This is a genomic window from Paraburkholderia guartelaensis (genome assembly GCF_004353905.1).
In the GTDB taxonomy this organism is placed as follows: Bacteria; Pseudomonadota; Gammaproteobacteria; order Burkholderiales; family Burkholderiaceae; genus Paraburkholderia; species Paraburkholderia guartelaensis.
Genome location: NZ_SMOD01000003.1, coordinates 309,951 through 329,904, shown reverse-complemented (window position 1 = coordinate 329,904; position 19,954 = coordinate 309,951). Strand labels below are relative to the sequence as shown.

General features: G+C 63.4%; 16 protein-coding genes. 5 read left to right on the top strand and 11 right to left on the bottom strand.

Annotation, left to right across the window (positions count from 1 at the left end):
• Window positions 1–2: 2 nt before the first annotated feature.
• Window positions 3–1,961: an aconitase family protein gene (locus E1N52_RS05945; protein ID WP_133181062.1), complete on the bottom strand. Its 1,959-nt coding sequence runs from the start codon at window positions 1,959–1,961 to the stop codon at window positions 3–5.
• A 94-nt stretch (window positions 1,962–2,055) separates the two neighbouring features.
• Window positions 2,056–2,949 (bottom strand): LysR family transcriptional regulator, encoded by an 894-nt coding sequence (locus tag E1N52_RS05940; RefSeq protein WP_133181060.1) that lies wholly within the window; start codon window positions 2,947–2,949, stop codon window positions 2,056–2,058.
• Window positions 2,950–3,592: 643 nt separating this feature from the next.
• Between E1N52_RS05940 and E1N52_RS05935 the strand changes: the two genes are divergently transcribed.
• The 3 genes from E1N52_RS05935 (at window position 3,593) to E1N52_RS05925 (ending at window position 6,976) form a co-directional block, all read left to right on the top strand.
• Window positions 3,593–5,515, top strand: a complete 1,923-nt coding sequence (locus E1N52_RS05935) for a hypothetical protein (protein ID WP_133181058.1) — start codon at window positions 3,593–3,595, stop codon at window positions 5,513–5,515.
• A 157-nt stretch (window positions 5,516–5,672) separates the two neighbouring features.
• The gene (locus tag E1N52_RS05930; protein ID WP_246088970.1) at window positions 5,673–6,401 is read left to right on the top strand and encodes a P-loop NTPase family protein; all 729 of its coding nucleotides are present in this window, start codon (window positions 5,673–5,675) and stop codon (window positions 6,399–6,401) included.
• A gap of 137 nt (window positions 6,402–6,538) precedes the next feature.
• A complete protein-coding gene (locus tag E1N52_RS05925; protein WP_133181056.1) occupies window positions 6,539–6,976 on the top strand; it encodes a hypothetical protein in 438 nt (145 codons plus the stop codon).
• A 5-nt stretch (window positions 6,977–6,981) separates the two neighbouring features.
• Here E1N52_RS05925 and E1N52_RS05920 read toward each other — a convergent pair whose 3' ends face one another.
• The 3 genes from E1N52_RS05920 to E1N52_RS05910 all read right to left on the bottom strand — a co-directional run bounded on the left by E1N52_RS05920 (window position 6,982) and on the right by E1N52_RS05910 (window position 11,703).
• Entirely contained in the window at window positions 6,982–8,352 is a 1,371-nt protein-coding gene (locus E1N52_RS05920; protein WP_133181054.1) for a sigma-54-dependent transcriptional regulator, read from the bottom strand.
• Window positions 8,342–10,207 (bottom strand): sensor histidine kinase, encoded by a 1,866-nt coding sequence (locus E1N52_RS05915; protein WP_133181225.1) that lies wholly within the window; start codon window positions 10,205–10,207, stop codon window positions 8,342–8,344. Before E1N52_RS05915 ends, E1N52_RS05920 begins: the two co-directional genes overlap by 11 nt.
• 107 nt (window positions 10,208–10,314) lie before the next feature.
• On the bottom strand, window positions 10,315–11,703 hold the full coding sequence (locus tag E1N52_RS05910) for a 2-hydroxycarboxylate transporter family protein (RefSeq protein WP_246088969.1): 1,389 nt from the start codon (window positions 11,701–11,703) through the stop codon (window positions 10,315–10,317).
• Window positions 11,704–12,062: 359 nt separating this feature from the next.
• Here E1N52_RS05910 and E1N52_RS05905 point away from each other — a divergent pair, with 359 nt between their 5' ends.
• Complete coding sequence (locus E1N52_RS05905) at window positions 12,063–12,362, top strand: hypothetical protein (RefSeq protein ID WP_133181052.1); 300 nt, start codon at window positions 12,063–12,065, stop codon at window positions 12,360–12,362.
• 79 nt (window positions 12,363–12,441) lie between these two features.
• On the opposite strand, the gene E1N52_RS05900 is transcribed toward E1N52_RS05905, so the two are convergent.
• The 6 genes from E1N52_RS05900 to E1N52_RS05880 form a co-directional block, all read right to left on the bottom strand.
• Window positions 12,442–13,590 (bottom strand): porin, encoded by a 1,149-nt coding sequence (locus E1N52_RS05900; RefSeq protein ID WP_425468007.1) that lies wholly within the window; start codon window positions 13,588–13,590, stop codon window positions 12,442–12,444.
• 174 nt (window positions 13,591–13,764) lie between these two features.
• On the bottom strand, window positions 13,765–14,445 hold the full coding sequence (locus tag E1N52_RS05895) for a response regulator (protein WP_133181048.1): 681 nt from the start codon (window positions 14,443–14,445) through the stop codon (window positions 13,765–13,767).
• Window positions 14,446–14,459: 14 nt separating this feature from the next.
• Window positions 14,460–15,836 (bottom strand): sensor histidine kinase, encoded by a 1,377-nt coding sequence (locus tag E1N52_RS05890; RefSeq protein WP_133181047.1) that lies wholly within the window; start codon window positions 15,834–15,836, stop codon window positions 14,460–14,462.
• A gap of 64 nt (window positions 15,837–15,900) precedes the next feature.
• Entirely contained in the window at window positions 15,901–16,920 is a 1,020-nt protein-coding gene (locus tag E1N52_RS05885; protein WP_133181045.1) for an ABC transporter substrate-binding protein, read from the bottom strand.
• Between the two features lie 374 nt (window positions 16,921–17,294).
• On the bottom strand, window positions 17,295–17,429 hold the full coding sequence (locus E1N52_RS45255; protein WP_281282610.1) for a hypothetical protein: 135 nt from the start codon (window positions 17,427–17,429) through the stop codon (window positions 17,295–17,297).
• Between the two features lie 181 nt (window positions 17,430–17,610).
• On the bottom strand, window positions 17,611–19,194 hold the full coding sequence (locus E1N52_RS05880; protein WP_133181043.1) for a methyl-accepting chemotaxis protein: 1,584 nt from the start codon (window positions 19,192–19,194) through the stop codon (window positions 17,611–17,613).
• Between the two features lie 382 nt (window positions 19,195–19,576).
• Here E1N52_RS05880 and E1N52_RS05875 point away from each other — a divergent pair, with 382 nt between their 5' ends.
• A complete protein-coding gene (locus E1N52_RS05875) occupies window positions 19,577–19,915 on the top strand; it encodes a metal-sulfur cluster assembly factor (protein ID WP_133181042.1) in 339 nt (112 codons plus the stop codon).
• The last annotated feature ends 39 nt before the right edge of the window (window positions 19,916–19,954 follow it).

The following is a 19,954-nucleotide window of genomic DNA, read 5'->3' as shown; positions in this document are numbered from 1 at the left end:
GCTCACGGATATCGCGCTTTCAATTCGTCAAACGAAGCGATCTCCCCCGCGAGCGCGCTCGCCACGACCGTCGGCGGGCTCGCGAGCCAAACGCGGCCAGGTCCCGAGCGCCCCGGAAAATTGCGGTTGATCGCGCTGATCGTGACCTGCTCCGCGTCGACGGAGGCCCCCGGCCCGCAATTGGCGCATGCACCGCACGAGGGCTGCAGGAGAATGGCGCCCACCTGCTCGAAGGCCTCGATATAACCGCGCTGCACACAATAGTCGTGCACGTCGGACGTGCCGAATTGCAGGTAGAGCTTCACGTCAGCGGGCACGCGCATGCCGCGCGCCGCCGCCCACGCCAGCACTTCGTGGTAGTGGTCGAAGTCTTCGCGCTTGCCCGCCGTGCACGAACCGCCATAGGCGATGTCGATGCGCGGCCGCGCTTCGAGGTCATGCAGTGCGACGCCGTTGCCGGGGTCGCCAGGCGCGGCGAGCATGGGCGAGAGGCGCGCGCAGTCGATGTCGATGACTTCGGCATAGGCAGCGCCCGGGTCGCTGCGCATCCACGGTTCGAGTGCGAATTCGATGCCGCGCCGCTCCCGCAAAAAGCGCACGGTTTCTTCATCGGGCGCGACGATGCCCGTGAAGCCACCCAGTTCCGCCGTCATGTTCGTGAGCGTCGTACGCTCGTCGGTGCTCAATTGGGCAATCGCGGAGCCGGCGAACTCGAACACTTTTCCAACGCCCGCGCCGGCGCGAATGCCGGGCTGCGCGAGCAGGTGCAGCACGAGGTCTTTCGCCGTCACGCCTGTGGGAACGGGACCGTGCAAATTCACGCGCAGCGACTGCGGCACCGTCATGCGCACCGCGCCCGTCACGAATGCATTCGCCATATCGGTCGTCCCCACGCCGAACGCGAGGCACCCGAGCGCCCCGCTATGCGGCGTATGCGAATCGGTACCGACGACGACCTGCCCCGGCAGGGCATAGCGCTCGGCCATCATCGCGTGCGAAATGCCTTCGGAGCCTTCACGAATGCCGCCGTCAAGCTCGCTCAAATAGCCGTGATTGCGCAAGCCATAGTCGTGAGCGAATTGCCGGTGCGCAGCCGAGAGTTCGCGCACATCGGGCAACAGCCCATTGCGCACATGCAGCGCGCTCTTCTGCGCATACGAAAGATGGTCTTCGAACGTGAGTATCGTCTCGGGATCGTGAAGGGAAAGCGGCTTGCCGAACGTCGCATGCAGCATGTGCGTTGCCATGCCCGTGTAGTACTCGTGGATGAAACGCCAGTCCGCGCGTACGAAAGCGCCCGCGCCCGGCGTGATCGATTCGCCCGTGTGCTCCGTGCGCAATATATGGCGCTCGAGGATTTTCTGGGCGAACGTACGCGGTGCGTTCTGCGCACGATGCGTGGCTTGCGCAATCTGCCGCATGTATTGCGCGCCGTATTTCAACAACCCGCCGCTGCGCAGAATCGAAGCTGCAAGGCTATCGCGGGAGGCAACCAGCTCTTCGATGTCGATCGGTTCGCCGCGCCGGATGCGCTCGATCAGCCCGAAGTCCGTCGACGTGAACAGGCCGATGTTGTCGGCGTTCTGCCGATAGATGCGCTCGAAACTGCGGGCGACGACGAGCCGGATCCCCGCACGGAATTCGGCCAGCGGGCTGTGCTCGCGCGACGATCCCTTACCGTAGCGATTGCCGGCCACGGTCACGCTGAATTCGCCATTTCGTACGGAATCCATACCAACTGGATTGCGCCCGCCGGCCTGAAATCCAAGGTAGGGCACTCGGCCGAGGCGATCGTCGAAGCGCGTGAGCACGCTCATCGGCGTGATCTCGTCGGTCGACACATCGTCTCTCAATGCGTCCGGCGTGACGCCTTGCAGATCGGCGCCGTTCAATTGCCGCTCGACCTGTTCCGGGTCATTGCAAAGAAACAGTACGCGGCCAGTCAATTCCAGTGTTGCCATCCAATTTCTCCTTGAGGGGAAATCTAGACGGCGGCGGGCGGCGCGATGAAGTGCTCGATTGGCAACGGGGGCATCGCCGTTCGCGATGTCCTCGTTAACCCTCGCGCTGGACGAGCGTATCGATCAGGGCTTGCACGGCCCTCAGGCGCGGCGACTTGCGCAACGCGTGCAATTGCAGACTGCGGCTCGTCGCCCAGGGCTCGTCGAGCGGCCGGCGCACGAACCCCTGCGAGCCCGCGAAGGCCGACGCCGCACTGGTCGGCACGATGCCGATGCCGAGCCGCGCCTCGACCATGCGGCATTGGGCGTCGAAGCTGTTGACCGTCACCGGAATCTTGAGCGGCACGCGCGCAGCGGCGGCGCGCTCCTTGAGGATCTGGTCGAGCGAGCCGCCCGCCTGCAGCGCCACGAGCGGAAAACGCAGCACGTCGTTGAACGTGAGTGCTGACATGGCGGCCAGTTCGTGCTCGGGCGGAAGCACGACCATGAGCGGGTCGTTGGCGAAGTGCCACGAATCCAGGCCGCCAGGGATCCTGCCGCTCGCGGATATCCCCACGTCCGCGCGATCTTCCATACAGGCCCGCACGACCTCGTCGCTGATCTGTTCGGTGAGGGCGATCTGCACGAGGGGATAGCGCGCCTGAAAGACCTTGAGCCGCTCCGGCAGAAAACCAACGATCGCGGAAGCGTTGGCGAACAGGCGCACGACACCCGCGACCTCGCCGCTGAGCGACTGAACTTCGCGCGCCAGCGACTGCAGCTGGTCATGTACCGCCACCGCGCGTGAAAACGCGTGCCGGCCTGCCTCGGTCAACTCGACGCCCGACGACGAGCGAACGAGCAAAGGCAGCCCCATCGCCGCTTCCAGATCCGCCATGCGGCGGCTTAGTGCCGAAGGCGCGATGTGATTGCGGCTGGCCGCGCGGGCAATGGAGCCTTCCTCCACGACCGAAATGAACAGCTCGAGGCTATAGGGATCGATTCGCATGCCCGCAATAATATCAGCAGAGGCAATTAACGTCCGACCCGAATAAATCAGAAAGGGATTTAAAAGGGAAATATAGATCAAAGAATAAATTACATCTGTGCACTTCAGGCCGTCCCAGAACTGCCGATATAGCGGGCAATAGCAGGCGAAACACGCAATCTATGCAGCAAGCATTACCTCGTTGATTTGATGTAATTAATACCTTGCTATTGGCGGAAATTGACTAAGTTTCAGTAATTGAAACTAGAGACAATTCGTGTGACATTTTGTTACGTCTGATTTTCACATGCCAGGGGGAATTATCGGTAATATCCGCCGCGCGTCTGACTTCAAGCAGTGACTTCGTAATCTTCGTCCGAAAAAATTGCGCACGTCTCCCCTCCTCCAGGGATCCAGCGCAGGGCCGAAATTCCCGACGGGGCAGCCGTAGCGAGGGTGCAATATTTACCCGCGCGAAAGCAAAAGGACAGATACGCACGTTCGCGCAATAGCGCGAGCCGCGTGGCGCACGTAGTGGGCGCTGGGCTCATCGAGCCGTTGTGCAGCGTTCGCCAAAACTCATTCTTCAGACCTTAGCCAGCACCTGAGCGCGCATCGCGCGCCGTCGCCGGCTGGGCGTCGTTTTGTCTTTTTTCTTCAATCGATGAAACTCTTCTATCTCTTGCTGTCGTCGTCGCTCTTCCTCGCGGCGTGCGGCGGTGGTTCCGGAAGCTCCGGTACGGATGCGACCAATGCCTCGGCCGCGGCACAAAGCGCGAGTGACGCGACTGCTGCGGACGCCATCGCGAATGCGGCCACCAGCACGCGCGGCACGCTGCACTGCGGCACCGCTGTGAAATCGAGCGCGAGTTCCAGCAGCGATCTGGTGAGCGTCGATACGCCGACCACGCAGAGCGGCCGTATCTTCTCCTCGGGCACGGCGTTTCCCCTCGCGTTCACCACCAACGCGCCCGCAGCCGACACCGTGAACTGGTCGATCAGCGACCATCTCGGCAAGGTGGTCACGAGCGGCAGCCTGCGCGTGACGGCAGGCCCGGTGACGACCACGCTGAGCTGCACGTCCACGCTCGCGGGCTACTTCGCCGTGAGCGCCAAGCTCGCCACCGCCGGCGGTCAGCTCCCCGAACTGGGCACCCGCCCCGCGGGTACCGCGACCTTCGGCGTGCTGCCCAATCTGGCCGGCATCGTGCCGACGGTGACGTATCCGCATCAAGACTTGCACCGCTTCGGCATGCAAGGCGAAGACGACAACACGTCCGTACTCTCCTCGCTCGGCATCTCGTGGACGTACGACCACCGCGAGCTGTACAACATGGAGCCGAACGGCCCCAACACCTTCAACCCGAACGCCAACAATCTCGACCCGTTCTACACGACGGGCAACGTGATGCGCCTCGTGCGTCTGGACGGCATTCCCGCCTGGGCGAGCCCGACCGGCGCGTTCGAGGACGAATCCCTGCCGCCGACCAACCTCTCGTACTATCAGGACTACATGAGCCGGATCGGTACGGAATCGAACATCATTCGGACGACTTACTTTCCGAAGCAGGCGTCGAACTACTACCAGCTCACCTGGGAACCGGACGCCCAATGGCAAGGCAATAACACGCAATTCGTGCAGCTCTATCAGACCGTCTATCAAGGTATTCACTCGACGGACCCGCACGCAGTCGTGATGGGGCCGACCGATACGGCACCGTCCGGCACCGCCGACCAGCTCAAAGCCCTCGCGCCGCTCGGCTACGCGCAGGACATCGACGGCGTGACGACGCACAGCTACTACGACATCAACGGCAGCTCGCCGTCGTTCCCGCCCGAACGCCTCGAAACCGATCCGGCCAACGCGTCCGGCTCGCTGATGGGACAAATGCGCGCGCTGCGCAGCGAAATGGCGGCTGACTACAAGCCGGGCATGAAGCTGTTCAGCACGGAGCTTGGCATCAGCTACGACAACGGTTCGTCGTACGGTCCCAACTATCCGACCGGCAATATCCTGTACGCACAAGGCGCAGTGGTGGCACGCAGCCACCTGATCATTCTGGGCGAAGGCGCCGATCAAACCTGGATCTTCTACGGTGCGGACTTCCCGGGCCTCGTGGGCTACGGCACGTTCTTCGATCTCGCCGACGCACAGGGTCAGTATGGCGCGCAGGACATCAGCCCGAAACCCGCGGCCATGTCCGTCGCGGCGATGACGCGTATTCTCGACGGCACCAACACGCTCGGCCCGGTGAAGAAGACTCCCTCGGGTGTCTACGCTTACGCGTTCCAGCAGCTCAACAACGGCGCGGTCATCACGGCCCTGTGGACGCACAACAACAGCGTGTGGAGCGCGAGCGCCGGCTACAGCTCGACGTATAGCGTGGGCTACAGCCTTGCAGTGGATGCGCCCGGCACGAGCGGCACGGTTACCGTGCTCGACGAAATGGGCAACCCGACGACGAAGAGCTACACCAACGGCAAGGTCGCGCTGAGCCTGACCGAATCGCCGGTGTACGTGATTTCGCAGAACGCGTCGGTGGCGAGCGCCAATGCGACGCTGCCCACGGGCTACGTGCCGAACTGAGCGAACCGAGCGGCCACCTGGTCGCGCGAAAATAGCTGTACCCTGAGGCGCCCGGCCCGCGGACATTGTTCCGCGGGCCGGGCGCCTCTTCCGTTTACCGTCCGCGGCGCACGCTTGTCGCGGTAGACTTGCGCTCTGTCCATCCGCGAGCCAGCACATGGAGAATTCGCCGTCGACGTCCGGCTGCACGGGTCCTTCACAGCCGCATCGGTTAGTGATCGTCGAGGGCATCATGGGCTCGGGCAAGTCCACGACGATGCGATTCATCGCCAAACGTCTGCAAGAAGCGGGACAAGAGGCGCTGCCAATCCACGAAAGAACGACGCCTCACCCGGTTCGCGCGACAGACGAACTCGAACACTGGTTCGAACCCTGGCAGGATGCGACGCCACAACATCTCGCGAAGCGCGCACTGTCCAGGTGGGCTGACTTCGTCGAGGCCGCACAGCGCGGCGACGCCATCCCCGTCATGGACGGCCAGCTCTTTCACGGCGACCTGACCCACCTGCTGCTGATGGAAGCGCCATCCGCGCTCATGTTCGACTACGTAGACGCGTTGGCCGCCGTCATCACCCCGCTCGATCCGCTGGTCATTTACCTCTGGCAGAACGATGTCGACGCAGCCGTGCGAGCCGTGTGTGCGGAGCGCGGTCCCGAGTGGATCGACTATCAGGTGAACTGGAAGCTCGCGGCGCCCTGGTGCGAGCGCAGAGGTTACAAGGGACTTGAGGGGCTGATAGCGCTCTATCGAGACTACCGCCGCCTCACCAATGCACTGTTCGAGCGGCTGCCCCTGGCGAAGCTCGCAATCGAAAACTCAGAAAGAAACTGGCCCGCTTACGAGGGGCAAATCCTGCGCGCGTTGCGCCTGCCGCAATCAGGCTGAAGACGTCTGCGCTTCGTAGCTGCGCTCTGTACGGCGTACACGATCGCGACGCCTGCTTGCGGCACTCTCGAACCCGCAAATTTTTCGACGCCGCGACAGAAATGAACGAAAATGCTGCGAACCCACTGGAAAGCAAGATGAAACGACTGCTACTCGCCGCACTCACCGCCGCCTCGATCGTGACCTGCGCTCATGCGCAAAGCGACGCGACCGGCGCGTTCGCCACCCCCGCAGGCACGGTGCAATTCGTGCGCGACGACCGGGACTTCGTGGCGGTCCTCGGCAAGGATGTCTTCGACCGCTTCGACGCGAAGACGCTCGCGCACTTCGACGAAGTGGGCCACGACAACAGCACGATTACGCGCATGCTCATGCAAACCGCAAACGGCCCGGTGCTGTACGACTTTCGCCACAATCCGCCGCTCGTGCAGCGCGTGACCACACGCATGACGATCAAGCGCGTGTTCTGGCAACCCGACGAAGTCGTGATGCAAGGCTCGGAGGGCTGGTTCCGGCTCAAGAACGGCGCGCTCACCAAGCTGCAATCGTCGACGACCACGTACCGCACCAACTAGTCCGGTCAGACGTCTTTCTCGTCCTTCTCGTCGCCTTGCGAATCGCGGTCCGCGATCTTCAACTGACGCAGCTTGTGATAAAGCGTTTTCTTCGGCATCCCAAGCTCCTCGCTCGCCTGGGCGACGTTGCCGTGATGGCGGCGCAGCGTATTCTCGATCAGCATCCGCTCGAAATACGCTAGCTGATCCGCCAGCGTCTCCCCTTTCACCGTAGCCGCGCCCGCTGAGAGCAGGCTGTCGCCAGTCAACCCGAGCACGAAGCGGTCGGCGACATTCTGCAGCTCGCGCACGTTGCCGGGCCACGCGTACGTCATGAGCTCGGACACCTGTGCAGCGGTCACGACCGGCGCCGGCGTGCCGAAGCGCCGCGCGGCCGCAAGCACGAAATGCTCGAACAGCAGCGGTACGTCCTCGCGCCGCTCGCGCAGCGGCGGCAATTCGATCTGCGCGACGTTCAGCCGGTACAGCAGGTCGGCGCGAAAGCCCCCTTCGGCAGACACTTCGGCGAGGTCGGCCTTCGAAGCGGCGACGATGCGGCAATCCACCGGAATCAGCTCGTTTGCACCGAGGCGCTCGACCACGCGCTCCTGCAGCACGCGCAGCATCTTGATCTGCAGCGGCATCGACATCGTTTCGATCTCGTCGAGAAAGAGCGTGCCGCCATTCGCCCATTCGATCTTGCCAACGCGCTTCTTGATCGCGCCCGTGAACGCGCCCGCCTCGTGTCCGAACAGTTCGCTCTCGAACACCTGCTCGGGCAAACCGCCGCAGTTCAGCGCCACGAAATGCGCGTCGCGTCGCGCGCTGAAGTCGTGCAGGCTGCGTGCGATCAGTTCCTTGCCGGTGCCCGTTTCGCCGGTGATCAGCACCGACACGGAGGTATCCGCGAGACGCAGAATTTTCTTGCGGACTTCCGCCATGGCCGGCGACTTGCCGAGCACGAGCGCCTCGATTCCCTGCCAGTTGCGCAGCGAAGCGCGCAGGCCCTCGACTTCGAGCGTGAGCCGCCGCTTCTCGACCGCGCGCGCCACGCGGCCCGCGATCACATCGGAGGAGAACGGCTTTTCGATGAAGTCGTAGGCGCCCACGCGCATCGCGCTGACCGCCGTCGAGATGTCCGCATGCCCGCTGATCAGCAGCACGGGAATTTGCGGGTCGATCGTCATCACGTGATCGAGCAGTTGCAGTCCGTCGATGCCCGGCATGCGCACGTCCGAGACGATCACGATCGGCGCGCCCGGCGCGATGTCGGCATACGCATCGGCGGCAGACGCATAGGCGTTCACCGGAAAGCCCGCCAGCGCCACCGCCTGCTCGACGCCGATGCGGACGTTCTCGTCATCCTCGACGACCAGCACGCGAATCTCATCTGCCATGTTCTGTCCTTTGCGGCTCGGCTGCCGCGAATTCGATCGTGAAGCGGGCTCCGCCTTCGTCGCGATTCGTTGCGGTGATTTTCGCGCCAAAGCCTTCGACGATGCGCGACGTGATCGCGAGCCCGAGCCCGAGGCCTTGCCCGCGCGGCTTGGTCGTCACGAACGGCTCGAACAGGTGCGCCAGCACATCCGGCGCGATGCCGGGGCCGCTATCCTCGACCGTGAAGCGCACGCGGCCTTGCGCGTCAGGCTCACCTGCCTCCATCGCAATCACGCGCGTGCTCGCGTCGCGCACGGCGTCGAGCGCATTGCCCAGCAGATTGACGATCACCTGCTGCAGTTGACTCGACTCCGCATACACCGTCGTGCCCGGCGCGATCCGCACGTCGAGCCGCACCGCTTCGTCGCGGATGCGCGACTCGTAGATGAGCCGCGCATGCGCGACGGCTTCGCCCAGCGACACCGCCACGCGCTCCACTTCCGGCTTGCGCGCGAATGCCTTCAGTTCGCTCGTCAGCACCGCCATGCTGTCCACGAGACGCCCGACGCGCTCGAGATTCGCATTCGCTTGTGCGCCCTGATTGCGCTCGAAGAAGGTACGCGCATTGTCGCAGAGCGTGCGGATCGCGACGAGCGGCTGGTTCAGCTCGTGCGTGAGCCCCGCCGCCATCTGGCCGATCACCGCCAGCTTGCCGGCATGCACGACCTCCTGCTGCGTGGCGCGCAGGCGCTGCTCGGTGCGTTCGCGCTCGGCGATCTCGCGCTGCATCTGCGCGTTCGCTTGCGTGAGCGCGGCAGTCCGCTGCGCCACGGTCGTTTCCAGCTGGTCGTTCGCGCGCCGCAACGCTTCTTGCGCCTTGAGCTTCTCCACGATCACGCGGCGGCGCTGCACCGCATACAGCGCGTAGAGCGCGGCGATCAGAAACACGCCCGTCACGAACGCGAACGCGAGCCGTTGCTGCCGCCGCGCGCCCGCCGTGTCGAGCAGCACCATGATCGTGTCCTGCCCTTGCGGCGCCGGACGCGACATCACGAGAAAGCGGGCCGTGCGGCCCGCGCGGCGCAGGTCGGGGAAAATGCCGATCCACGCGTTGTCATTCCAGTCGCCCACGCGCCGGTATTGCAGCGCCTCGACGATGCGCCCCGCGTATTGGCGCGACGCCTGGATATCGCGCTGCTGCGGCTCGGTCATCGCGCGCATCGCGGTGAATTTCCATTCGGGCTGGGTCGAGATCACGATCACGCCGTTGCTGTCGACGACGATCGCCGCCTCGCCAGGCGTGCGCCAAGCGGATTCGAGCGCGTCGACGCTGACCTTCACCGCTGCCGCGCCGATTGCCGTGTCGCCATCGTGAATCGCACTCGCGAAGTACAGCCCCGGAATGCCGGTGTTCGTGCCGATGCCGAAGAAGCGGCCGCGGCCCTGCGCGAGCGCGTCCTTGAAGTACGGCCGATACGACACGTTGGTGTCCACGAAGCTGACCGGCTGGTTCCAGTTGCTCGCGGCGATCACCGTGCCGTGCGCGTCGATCACGTCTACCGCACCGCTGCCGACATCGTTGTTGACCGCTTCGAGATAGGCATCGACCGCGGGCAACATGCCGTGCGCTTCAGCGGGCGGCGCCTTGAGCAACGCGCGCACGCTGTCCTGCCGCGCCACGAGCGCGGGGACCATCTCGAAGCGTCCCAGCTCGCTTTGCAGGCTCGCCGCGTAGAGATCGAGCCGGTGCTCGCCGACGTCGGCCAGCGCGTCGATCGCACGGTTCCATGCGAACTCCACTGCGGCGACGGCCGCACCGATATACAGCACGGCCGCCGCCGCCCATCCCCACCATGGAATGCCCTTGTAACGCATCTGCACGTTCACCCTCGTCGAATGGCTGCCGCCAGACGGCGGGTTCAGCGGATACCGCGCGCCGGATGCACCGGCGCCACTATCGCGAAGGCGCGCGCAACGGCGCGTCATGCGCCGAAATGCGCGAGCAGAATGAGCGTCACAGTCACGACGATAGCGCCGCCGATACGCGTGGCGATCTGCGCGAACGGCATGAGCTGCATGCGGTTCGCGGCGGTGAGGATCGCCACGTCGCCGGTGCCGCCCTGGCCGCTGTGGCACGCGTTCACGATTGCGGTGTCGATAGGGTACATCTTCATCAGGCGGCCCACCACGAAGCCCGTGCCCATGAGCGTCACGACGGTCGCGGCGATCGTCACGACATTGACGAGCGTGAACGCGGCCATGAGCTTGTCCCACGGCGTCATCGCCACGCCGATCGCGAACAGCAGCGGGTACGTGACCGCGGTCGAGAAGAACTTGTAGACCACGAACGCGCCTTCCTGCAGCGGCGGCGAAACCGCGCGCGCGAGCTTCACGAGCACGGCGAGGAACAGCATGGCCACCGGCGCGGGCAGGCCGAACAGCTTGTTCGCCATCAGGCCGATGAGGTACAGCGTGATCGCGGTGATGCCGGCAGCCGCGATGTGGCTCACGTCCACGTGCCCGCGAGCTTCGTCGTTCGACGACGCGAGTTCATCGGTCGCGCCGACTTGCAGACGGCCATTGCCGGTGAGATGCGGCATGCGCTTGCCCAGCATGTCGAGCATGCCCGAGAGGATGATGGCGATGAGGCTGCCGAGCATCACGGGCGGCAACACCTGCGCAAACAGGTCGCCTTGCGCGACGTGCATGATCTCCGAGTAGCCCACGGAGAGCGGAATCGCGCCCTCGCCGACACCGCCCGCCATGATCGGCACGACGATATAGAGCAGCGTGTGCTTGACGCCGAGTCCGAGCGCCGCGCCAACCGCCGTGCCCACGATAGTGGCCGCAACCGTGCCGGCCGCAAGCGGAATGAAGATCTTCAGAAAGCCTTGAATCAGCACACGCCGGTCCATGCTGAGAATACTGCCGACGATGATCGAGGCGATGAAGAGATAGAGGAAGTTGGTCTGCTTCGTGAACTCGACCGTGAGGTGCTGCACGGGCTTGGGCAGCACGTGGTAGTACACGAGCGCCGAGGGCACGAAGGTCGCGAGAATCGCCGCTGCGCCGATATTGCGCAGGAGCGGCAAGCGCTTGCCGAGTTCGGCACACGTGAAGCCGCAAAAGGCGAGCACGGCGATGGCCATCGAGATCTCGCCGGGCACCTTGCCGGTGACCGCGAAGCCCGCGATCAGCGCAAACAGGATCACGTAGATCGGCAGCGGAATGATGCCGATGCGGATTTCCATCAGCTTCCACCAGCCTTCTGGCCAGAAGCGGGTTTGGGTCGTCGGGGTTGGCTCGGGGACCGCCTGGTTGACCTGCGAGGCGGCGGATACGGATACGGATACGGATGCGCTGTTCTGCACGGGATGTCTCCTTCGTTTTCGCGACCGGACTGCGTCGCGTCTCCGGTGCTTGTTTAATAAGGGCTGCGGGCTATCGAGGTATAGGCCGCCGGGGCTCTATAAAGCAGTAGCCGTGCCAGCGCGCGCCGGCGTCCCAAACAATCCGCAACACTCTGATTTGTTTGATATTTTCTGGAACGCCACTGAATGCGAGGCCACCACCGATCCGAGATTTCAGAATCGGCTCGAGCCGCAGGCTGAAATCTCGGCCTGCCTCGGCCCGACCGTTGAGTGCATGGCAAGAGTGATTTTCAGAATTCGCTCTGGAACGACGCCGGCCGTTGGCAGAAGATGGATTCCCGCAATGTGAGGAGCGAGCCATGAAGATCGTCTTGCCAGGATGCGCCGTCGTTTGCGCCGCGGCGCTGTGGAGTGCTGGCGCGCTGGCCGCGCCGCCGGGTTCGGCCTACCAGACGCCCGTGCAGTTATCGAGCGGAAGGAATCTGCTTTGCAGCGTGAACGAATCGCAGCCTGCCGGCGAAGCGGCCGCGCTCACGCGTCGCGAGCAGGTGGAAGCCGATGTCCTCGCCACGCAGCGCTTGAGGCTCGTGAGCGGACCGGAATCGCCTTACCCCTCTGCCTATACGGCGCCGACCGTTGCCTGTGTGGATGCGGGTTGATGCCGCAGAAAGAACGACGGGGCTCGATTCGCCTGACGAATCGAGCCCCGCTTGCTTTGAGGAAGGGTGAGAAGAACGATCAGAAGCGCGTGCGCACGCCCGTCGTCACTTCGACCTGGTTGGTCGCACCGAAGGTCGTGCCGACCGTGTAGCCGCCGTGCAGCTTCATGTAGTCGCCTGCCAGATACACTTCGGTGCGCTTGGACAGGTGATAGAAGATCGAGCCGTAGAGCGTTTCCTTGAAGCCGTTGTGCAGCCCGCTCGTGGGATCGAATGCGCCGATGTTGGCGTTCGGAATATCGCCATCGACGTTATACGCGGCGTTGTGCGTGCGCATTTGCTGATAGCCGAGTTCGTAGTCGAGCGCACCCTTCGGCGCGAGCTTGAACGACACCGTCCACGCATTGTCCTGACGCTGGCCGAGCGCCCCCTGATTGCCCCAGTAGCGGAAATAGCCCGCATTGGCGCGCACGATGCCGATCGTGTAGTTGCCGCCAACCGAGAACGCCTGGTTCGTGTTGCCGTCGCGGTTCACGTGGTTATAGAAGGTCGAGGCCGTCCACGTCGGGGCGTTGTAGCCGAGTGCGAACTGATAGTTCGCATTGTTGCCGAAGCTCGTCGAATTGCCGAACGCGTAGCCCGCCGCGGCGAAGATGCCGTTGTCGAACACCTTCTTCCACGCGACGCCGTTGTCGTAACGCGTGCCCGTTGCGCTCGCCGCGTAGAAAATCATCTGCTTGAAGTTGTTGGCGTTGGTCCAGCCGCCTTCTTCGGTCGTGAGCTTCGCGTTGCCGTACGGGTCGCCGTAAATGGCGGCTGCGTCACGCGCGATGGTGTTCTGGAAGCCCGCCGTGAGCTTGCCGAAGCGGTCGTCTTCCACGCCGACCCACGCGTCCCGGTCGAAGATCTGGCCCGGGTCTTCCATCTGGCCGTCGCTCACGCGGTATTCGCTTTCGAGCCGGAAGATCACCTTCGTGCCGCCACCGATGTCTTCAGCACCCTTCAAGCCCCAGCGGCTGCCGCTGAACCACGGTTCGCCGGCAATGCCCATGCCGATCACGTGATTGCCGTTGGCGTCCGCGTGCGATTGATACGTGGGGACGCTCAGGTCGATAAGGCCATAGAGCTGGACGCTCGATTGCGCGTGTGCGCCGCTCGCCGCCAATGCACCGAAGGTCGCGCCGACTGCAGCGACAGCAAGTTGTTTTCTCTTCAAAATCGTCTCCAGGGGTTGCTTCGTTAGAAGTTTTCATGGACCCGCTGCCATCACTCACCGGTTGCGGCGAGCCGTGTGAATCAGCGGGTGAGACGAATAGTAGAGAGGTGAATCCTTCGCGATTCTTTCACGAACGATGCGTATTCCTAAGTACATCCACTAGTAGCGGTAAAAAAGCCGGCCTGCTCAGGCAGCCACTGCCTCTTTCACGCGAAGGATGTAGCCGAGGCCGCGCAGCGTGGTGATCTGCACGCTCGATTCCGCCAGATGTTTGCGCAGGCGGTGGATGTAGATATCGATCGCATCCACGCTCGGTTCGTCGCTCAGGCTGCAGATGCGATCCAGCAGCGCCTGCTTCGGCACAGCCTTGCCCTGACGCAGCATGAGTGCTTCGAGGATGGAATGCTCGCGCCGGCGCAGGGTGAGCGGCGCATCCTTGTGGCGGAACTCGCGCGTGTCGCAAACGTACTGCAGGTCGCCGCAGGTCAGCCAACCCGACTTCTCGCCCGTCTGCCGCCGGATCAGCGCCTTGATGCGCGCAACCAGTTCGCGGCTGTCGAACGGCTTGACCACGTAGTCGTCGGCGCCTGCGCCGAAACACGCCACCTTGTCGTCTATCGAGCCGTGCGCGGTCAGCATGAGCACGGGCACGTTATTGCGCCGGCGCCGCAAACGGTTGAGCACGTCCTTGCCGCTCAGGCGCGGCAGGCGCATGTCGAGAAGCACGAGATCGTAGCTCTGCGTGAGCAGCACGGAGTCTGCGGCTTCGCCATCGGCCACGCAGTCCACCGTGAAATTCTCGGCGCGCAACAGGTTGACGATCCAGTGCGAGAGTTCGGCATTGTCTTCTACGAGCAGCAGCTTCATGGTCCCTCCTCACCTCATCCAGACCAGACCGGTAAACGCACGGTCGCGACCAGACCCACCCGCTCGGCCCCCGCGGCAACACTCACCGAGCCGCCGTGCGAGCGCGCGACCTGATGCACGATGGCAAGACCGAGCCCCGTGCCCTCGGTATCCGCCGCGACGCGATAGAAGCGCTCGAACACGTGCGCACGGGCCTCGGCTGGAATGCCGGGGCCGTTGTCCACCACCTGCAGCATGACCTGCTCCCCTTCGCTACGGCACACGGCCGTCACGCGGCCGCCCTTGTGCGTATAGCGGATGGCGTTGTCGATGAGGTTGGACACGAGTGAGGCGAGCAAGCCCGTGTTGCCTGCCACGTGCACGCTGTCGTCGAGTTCCGCGCCGAGATCGATGCCGCGCCGCTCCGCCGCCTGGACCATCTCTTCGAGCACGGAAGACACGACCTCGGTGAGATCGACGCGCGTCTGGCTGGGCGACGACTGCGTCATCGATTCCGCCTGTGCGAGCACGAGCAGTTGATTCGTCAATTCCGCCATTTTCTGGCTGGTGCGGCGCACGCCTTTGAGTGCGTCGAAAAGCGCGGGATCGTTCGCGTCGCATTGACTCGCGAATTGCGTTTGCGTGGTGAGCAGCGTGAGCGGCGTACGCAGCTGGTGCGCCGCGTCGGCGATGAACTGGCGCTGCATGGCGGCATGCACCTTGAGCCGCGCAATGCACTGGTTGATCGCCTCGACGATCGGCCTCAGCTCCGTTGGCAGATGATCCGGGCGGATCGGCTCCAGCTGCACGGGCTCGCGGTCCGCAACATCGTCCTTGAGCTTCATGAGCGGGCGCAGTTCGAGCGTGAGCCCGAGCGGCACGAGCAGCGCGACGAGCGCCAGCATGAACCACTGGCGTGCGAGCTGCGGCCTCCACAACGCGTTGATCATCGCCTCGCGCGACGCGATCGTCTTGCCGACGATCACCATGACGCGTTCGGCGCGGCCCGAGTCGTAGAGCATGCGCTCGTAGGCCACGGCGCGAATCGGCAAACCCGCGTACGTGGTGTCGTAGAACACCGGCACCTCGGCGGTGTTCGCGCGCGGCAATGGCAAGTCCGGCGCGCCGCCCAGCAAGCGGCCATTGCCGGCGAGCACCTTGTAGAAGACGTGGTCCTGCCACGGCGATTCGAACAGTTCCAATGCCGCCGGCGGGATCGTCGCGCTGAGGGAGCCGTTGTCCCAGTCGACGTCTTCGATGATCGTACGCGCCGAATCCAGCAGTGAGTGGTCCTGCACGAGATCCGCAGTCTGCCGCGCGGCATCGTACGACTCGCAACTCGTCACAACGACAAACGCGGCGAGCGGCACCAGCAGCCACAGCACTAATCGCCCACGCAGGCTATGCACCATGTCGCGCTCTCTCAGAAACCGAACCGCCAGGCGGCGCGCGCAGGACAGCAGCTCTGCTCGCGCTTCATTTCGCGCTGACGTATTCGTTCGTGTACGTGCCCGACAGATCCACGTGCTTGCCCTTGACCGAGGGATTGAAACTGGAAAGCACCTTCAGTACGGTCGCCGGGCCATCGGCGGGCATCTTGCCGTCTGCGGTGTACATCGGCAGCGAGGCCTTGAGTGCGCTCACATAAAGCGCCTTGTCCTTTTGATAGTCGGCGGGCATTTGCGCGGCGATTTCCTCGGCGCTGTGCGTGTGAATGAACTGCATGGTGCGCACGAACGCGTGCGCGAGCTTCACCGCCTGAGCTTTGTGCGACTGGGCCCATGCGTCCTGCACGTAAAGGCTTGCGGCGGGATAGGTGCCGCCGAGCGCGGCGCGCGTGCCTTCCACCGTGCGCATATCGACGAGCACCTTCGCATCGCCGGCTTTCTGCAGCGCCGAGACGGTCGGCTCGGTCGTCATGCCCGCGTCGATGCGCCCCTGCTTGATGGCCGCGATAAAGCTCGCGTCCGCGCCCACCGGCAACATGGTGTATGCGCTGGAGGCGATGCCATGCTGGCTCGCGAGATACTGCGTAAGAAAACTGGTCGAAGACCCAAGGCCCGTCACGCCGAGCGTCTTGCCTTTGACATCGGCCATCGACTTGATCGTGCCAGCCGCCTTCGACGACACCATTTCCACTTCGCCCGGCACCTGACCGAACACGACGATCGCCCTGACGTCCTTACCCTTGGTCTGCAGGTCGATGGTGTGATCGTAGAAGCCGACCACGGCCTGCACGGCGCCTGCGAGCAGTTCGTTCTCCGCATCCACGCCTGCCGGCTGCGAGAGCAACTCGACATTCAGCCCTTCGTCACGGAAATAGCCCAGTTGTTCGGTGAGGCGCGCGGGCAGGTAAATGAGCTTCGTAATACCGCCGACCATGATGGTGATCTTGTCGCCGGCTTCGTCGGCGGCATACGCGCCTTGAACCGCCACGGCAAACAGCAGGCCACCGGCGAGTGCGACTCGACGCAGCGCGCCAAAACTCAATTGCATTGATTGTCTCCGTCAGGATGGGCCGGCGGCGCGATACTCGCCGCCTCGGTCGTTTCGGGGATTCTAGTGATTCAAACCCTTCCCGAAGCTTTCGCGGGTCACGCCGATTTATACGGGATTTCCATGAGCGGAGGCACTACTTATGCTTTTAATAATTCTGAATGAAAATGGCTTTTATTCAGAATGACGACCGTGATGCAATCGATTTAGGCAGGATTCCTGATCGCTTTCGTACAAAGCAGCGAGACCCGGTTCAAGGGTCTCTGCCAAAGGAAATTGCAACGGGGCTCGCGTTGCTTTAGCGCTGAAATAAGCCTTTCATGACGCGCATAGCATCGTTTGGCTCGATGCCTGGCTTGCCGACCGGCGAGTCGTTACAGAACGCGCTGGACGGCCCGGGCGGAGCCTGTGATGTCCTGCCCGAAACCGGCGACAGTGTTGCAGCCCGCCAAAGCGGCCAGTGCGCCGATCATCGATACCACCACCAGAATCCGTCCGATCATGTTCATCTTCCCCTAAGCTCGATTTTTGATTGCTGCGCGGGCGGCTGCTCATCGCCTCTTGCCCGCGGACTCCAGCCCCATTTTAGCCGGCCGGAATTGCGTATTCTGCCTGTGCTCGGTCCGCACATGCAAATCGGCGGCGACGGCGGTTGCGCGCGGGGGCTTTGCGCCGCCCGCGCGGGACTCCTTACACGTGTAAGGCATGCCGATCCGGCATATCGTGCGAGCCGGTCAGCCGGAACATCGAAACGGAGCCCTTGAGGTCGTTCGCCTGAGCGGCGAGCGCACTTGCCGCCGCCGCGGCCTGCTCCACGAGCGCCGCGTTCTGCTGCGTAACCTCGTCCATCTGCGTGACGGCCTGGCCGACCTGGCCGATGCCCTTGCTCTGCTCCTCCGAAGCGGCCGTGATCTCGCTGATGACGTCAGTCACGCGCCGGATTTCCTGCGTGATGACGCGCATCTTTTCGCCGGCCTCGTGCACGTGAGACGCGCCAGCATGCGAGCGTTCGACCGATTCGTGAATCAGCTCCTTGATTTCCTTCGACGCCGCCGACGAACGCTGCGCGAGCGAACGCACCTCCGAAGCCACCACGGCAAAACCACGCCCCTGCTCGCCGGCACGCGCCGCTTCGACAGCCGCATTGAGCGCGAGAATATTGGTCTGGAACGCGATGCTTTCGATAATGCCGACGATGCTCGCTATGCGATCCGAACTGGCGTTGATGTCCTCCATGGTCTGCACCACACGCGAGACTACAGCGCCGCCTTGCTCAGCAGCCTCGGCGGCTTGCGCGGCGAGCTGGTTCGCCTCGCGGGCGCTGTCGGCATTCTGCGAAACTGTGGACGTGAGCTGCTCCATGCTCGCCGCCGTTTGCGCGAGCGATGCGGCCTGCTCTTCCGTGCGCTGCGAGAGATCCTGATTGCCGGCGGCAATCTCGTTGGTCGCGGTGGCGATGGAGTCAGCCGAATGCTTGATCGTGTCGATGGTCTGCGTAAGCTGCGCCTGCATGCGCTTCATCGAAAACAGCAGGCTCGAACGGTCGTCCGCTGCAATCTCCACTACGGCGGTCAAGTCGTTGTTGGCGATGCGGTTGGCGATTTGCGCCGCGTAGGCGGGCTCACCCCCCAGCGAGCGCAGGATGCCCCGGTTCACCACCGCCACGACCGCCGAGAGCGCCAGCGCGATCACCGCCAGAATGCCGAGGCTCCAATAGAGCGTTACGCGGAACGCCGCGTCGATATCGTCGACATAAAGACCCGTCGTGAGAATCCAGTCCCACGGCTGGTAGCTCACGCTATAGGAGATCTTCGGCGCGACCTCGTCCGAGCCGACGCGCTTGAACGAATAGGACACGAAGCCCTGACCTTCCTGCTTGATGACGGAAACGATTTCCTTGAACAGATAAACGCCGTTCGAATCCTGAAAGTCACCGACGTTCTTGCCGACGAGGTGCGGGCTCGCGGCATTCATCAGCAGCACGTACTGCGAATTCATAATGCCGAAGTAGCCGCCCTCGCCATACTTCATGTTCTTGACGGCTTCCATCGCGCGCTTCTGGGCGTCTTCTTGCGACAACGTACCGGCATTGGCGCGTTCGCCGTATGACTTCACCACGGCGAGCGCGATTTCCGAGGCGTGCTTCAAATCCGCCTTGCGCTCCTCGAGGCGCGTTGCCCGCATCTGCCACGCGTCATAAATCGATACGCCTGCGAGACACACGAGGCTCAAAATCAGCGGCAACCAAAGCCTTTGCACAAATGAAAGCTTCATCAGTCTGTCGTTTTCTAATAATTTGAGGAGCGTGCCTGAGCAAGCGGCACCCCGCCTTCGCGGGCACGCACTGCGAGAGTTACTGCGTATACGGCGCCGGCTGCGTACGCATTAGAGGCAGATGACGCAACAAGCTCTTGCGAAAATCGATGCATGCGCAACGTGTGCGGTTCATTGCGCTGTAGTCGCCGAAATGATGCGAACGTGCGGTTTATTTCCGCCTACTTTCAGTCCCTGTTTATTTTTTTGGCATGTTCTGCGGCCAATTAGCACAGGGCCGGAATGCGCTAGAGCGTTATGATGATCAAAACATTCATCAAACGTGAATGTTTTATATCATCCTCATATGGTTTGGTGTCCTATCGTTTATCACGAGTCCCCCATGAACACGACCTCCCTCAAACTCGACGACACGGACGAAGGACGCGAGGTCCGCGACGCGCTGCGCTGCGTGATCGACCCCGAAGTGGGCGTGAACATCGTCGACCTGGGACTCGTTTATGGCGTGGAACTCGGCGACGAAGGTCTGAAGATCGAAATCACCATGACCTCGCCCGCGTGCCCGATGGGGCAACTCATCATGGACGAGGTGCAGGCCGTGGCCGAGGAGTCCGTGCCCGAGGGCGTGCCCATCGAAGTCGCGCTTGTGTGGGAGCCCGCGTGGGAGCCCGCCATGATGAGCGAGGCAGCGCGCGCCGTTCTGGGCTGGGAGCCCGACTGACCGACCGCGCAAGCGCCGGAGTCAAACTCGCGGCGCGCA

Coding starts and splice junctions, on each gene's coding strand:
- E1N52_RS05930 (WP_246088970.1), top strand. CDS start 5,673: ATGGAGAATTCGCCGTCGACGTCCGGCTGCACGGGTCCTTCACAGCCG.
- E1N52_RS05905 (WP_133181052.1), top strand. CDS start 12,063: ATGAAGATCGTCTTGCCAGGATGCGCCGTCGTTTGCGCCGCGGCGCTG.
- E1N52_RS05940 (WP_133181060.1), bottom strand. CDS start 2,949: ATGCGAATCGATCCCTATAGCCTCGAGCTGTTCATTTCGGTCGTGGAG.
- E1N52_RS05915 (WP_133181225.1), bottom strand. CDS start 10,207: ATGCGTTACAAGGGCATTCCATGGTGGGGATGGGCGGCGGCGGCCGTG.
- E1N52_RS05925 (WP_133181056.1), top strand. CDS start 6,539: ATGAAACGACTGCTACTCGCCGCACTCACCGCCGCCTCGATCGTGACC.
- E1N52_RS05875 (WP_133181042.1), top strand. CDS start 19,577: ATGAACACGACCTCCCTCAAACTCGACGACACGGACGAAGGACGCGAG.
- E1N52_RS45255 (WP_281282610.1), bottom strand. CDS start 17,429: ATGAACATGATCGGACGGATTCTGGTGGTGGTATCGATGATCGGCGCA.
- E1N52_RS05920 (WP_133181054.1), bottom strand. CDS start 8,352: ATGGCAGATGAGATTCGCGTGCTGGTCGTCGAGGATGACGAGAACGTC.
- E1N52_RS05895 (WP_133181048.1), bottom strand. CDS start 14,445: ATGAAGCTGCTGCTCGTAGAAGACAATGCCGAACTCTCGCACTGGATC.
- E1N52_RS05935 (WP_133181058.1), top strand. CDS start 3,593: ATGAAACTCTTCTATCTCTTGCTGTCGTCGTCGCTCTTCCTCGCGGCG.
- E1N52_RS05880 (WP_133181043.1), bottom strand. CDS start 19,194: ATGAAGCTTTCATTTGTGCAAAGGCTTTGGTTGCCGCTGATTTTGAGC.
- E1N52_RS05885 (WP_133181045.1), bottom strand. CDS start 16,920: ATGCAATTGAGTTTTGGCGCGCTGCGTCGAGTCGCACTCGCCGGTGGC.
- E1N52_RS05945 (WP_133181062.1), bottom strand. CDS start 1,961: ATGGCAACACTGGAATTGACTGGCCGCGTACTGTTTCTTTGCAATGAC.
- E1N52_RS05890 (WP_133181047.1), bottom strand. CDS start 15,836: ATGGTGCATAGCCTGCGTGGGCGATTAGTGCTGTGGCTGCTGGTGCCG.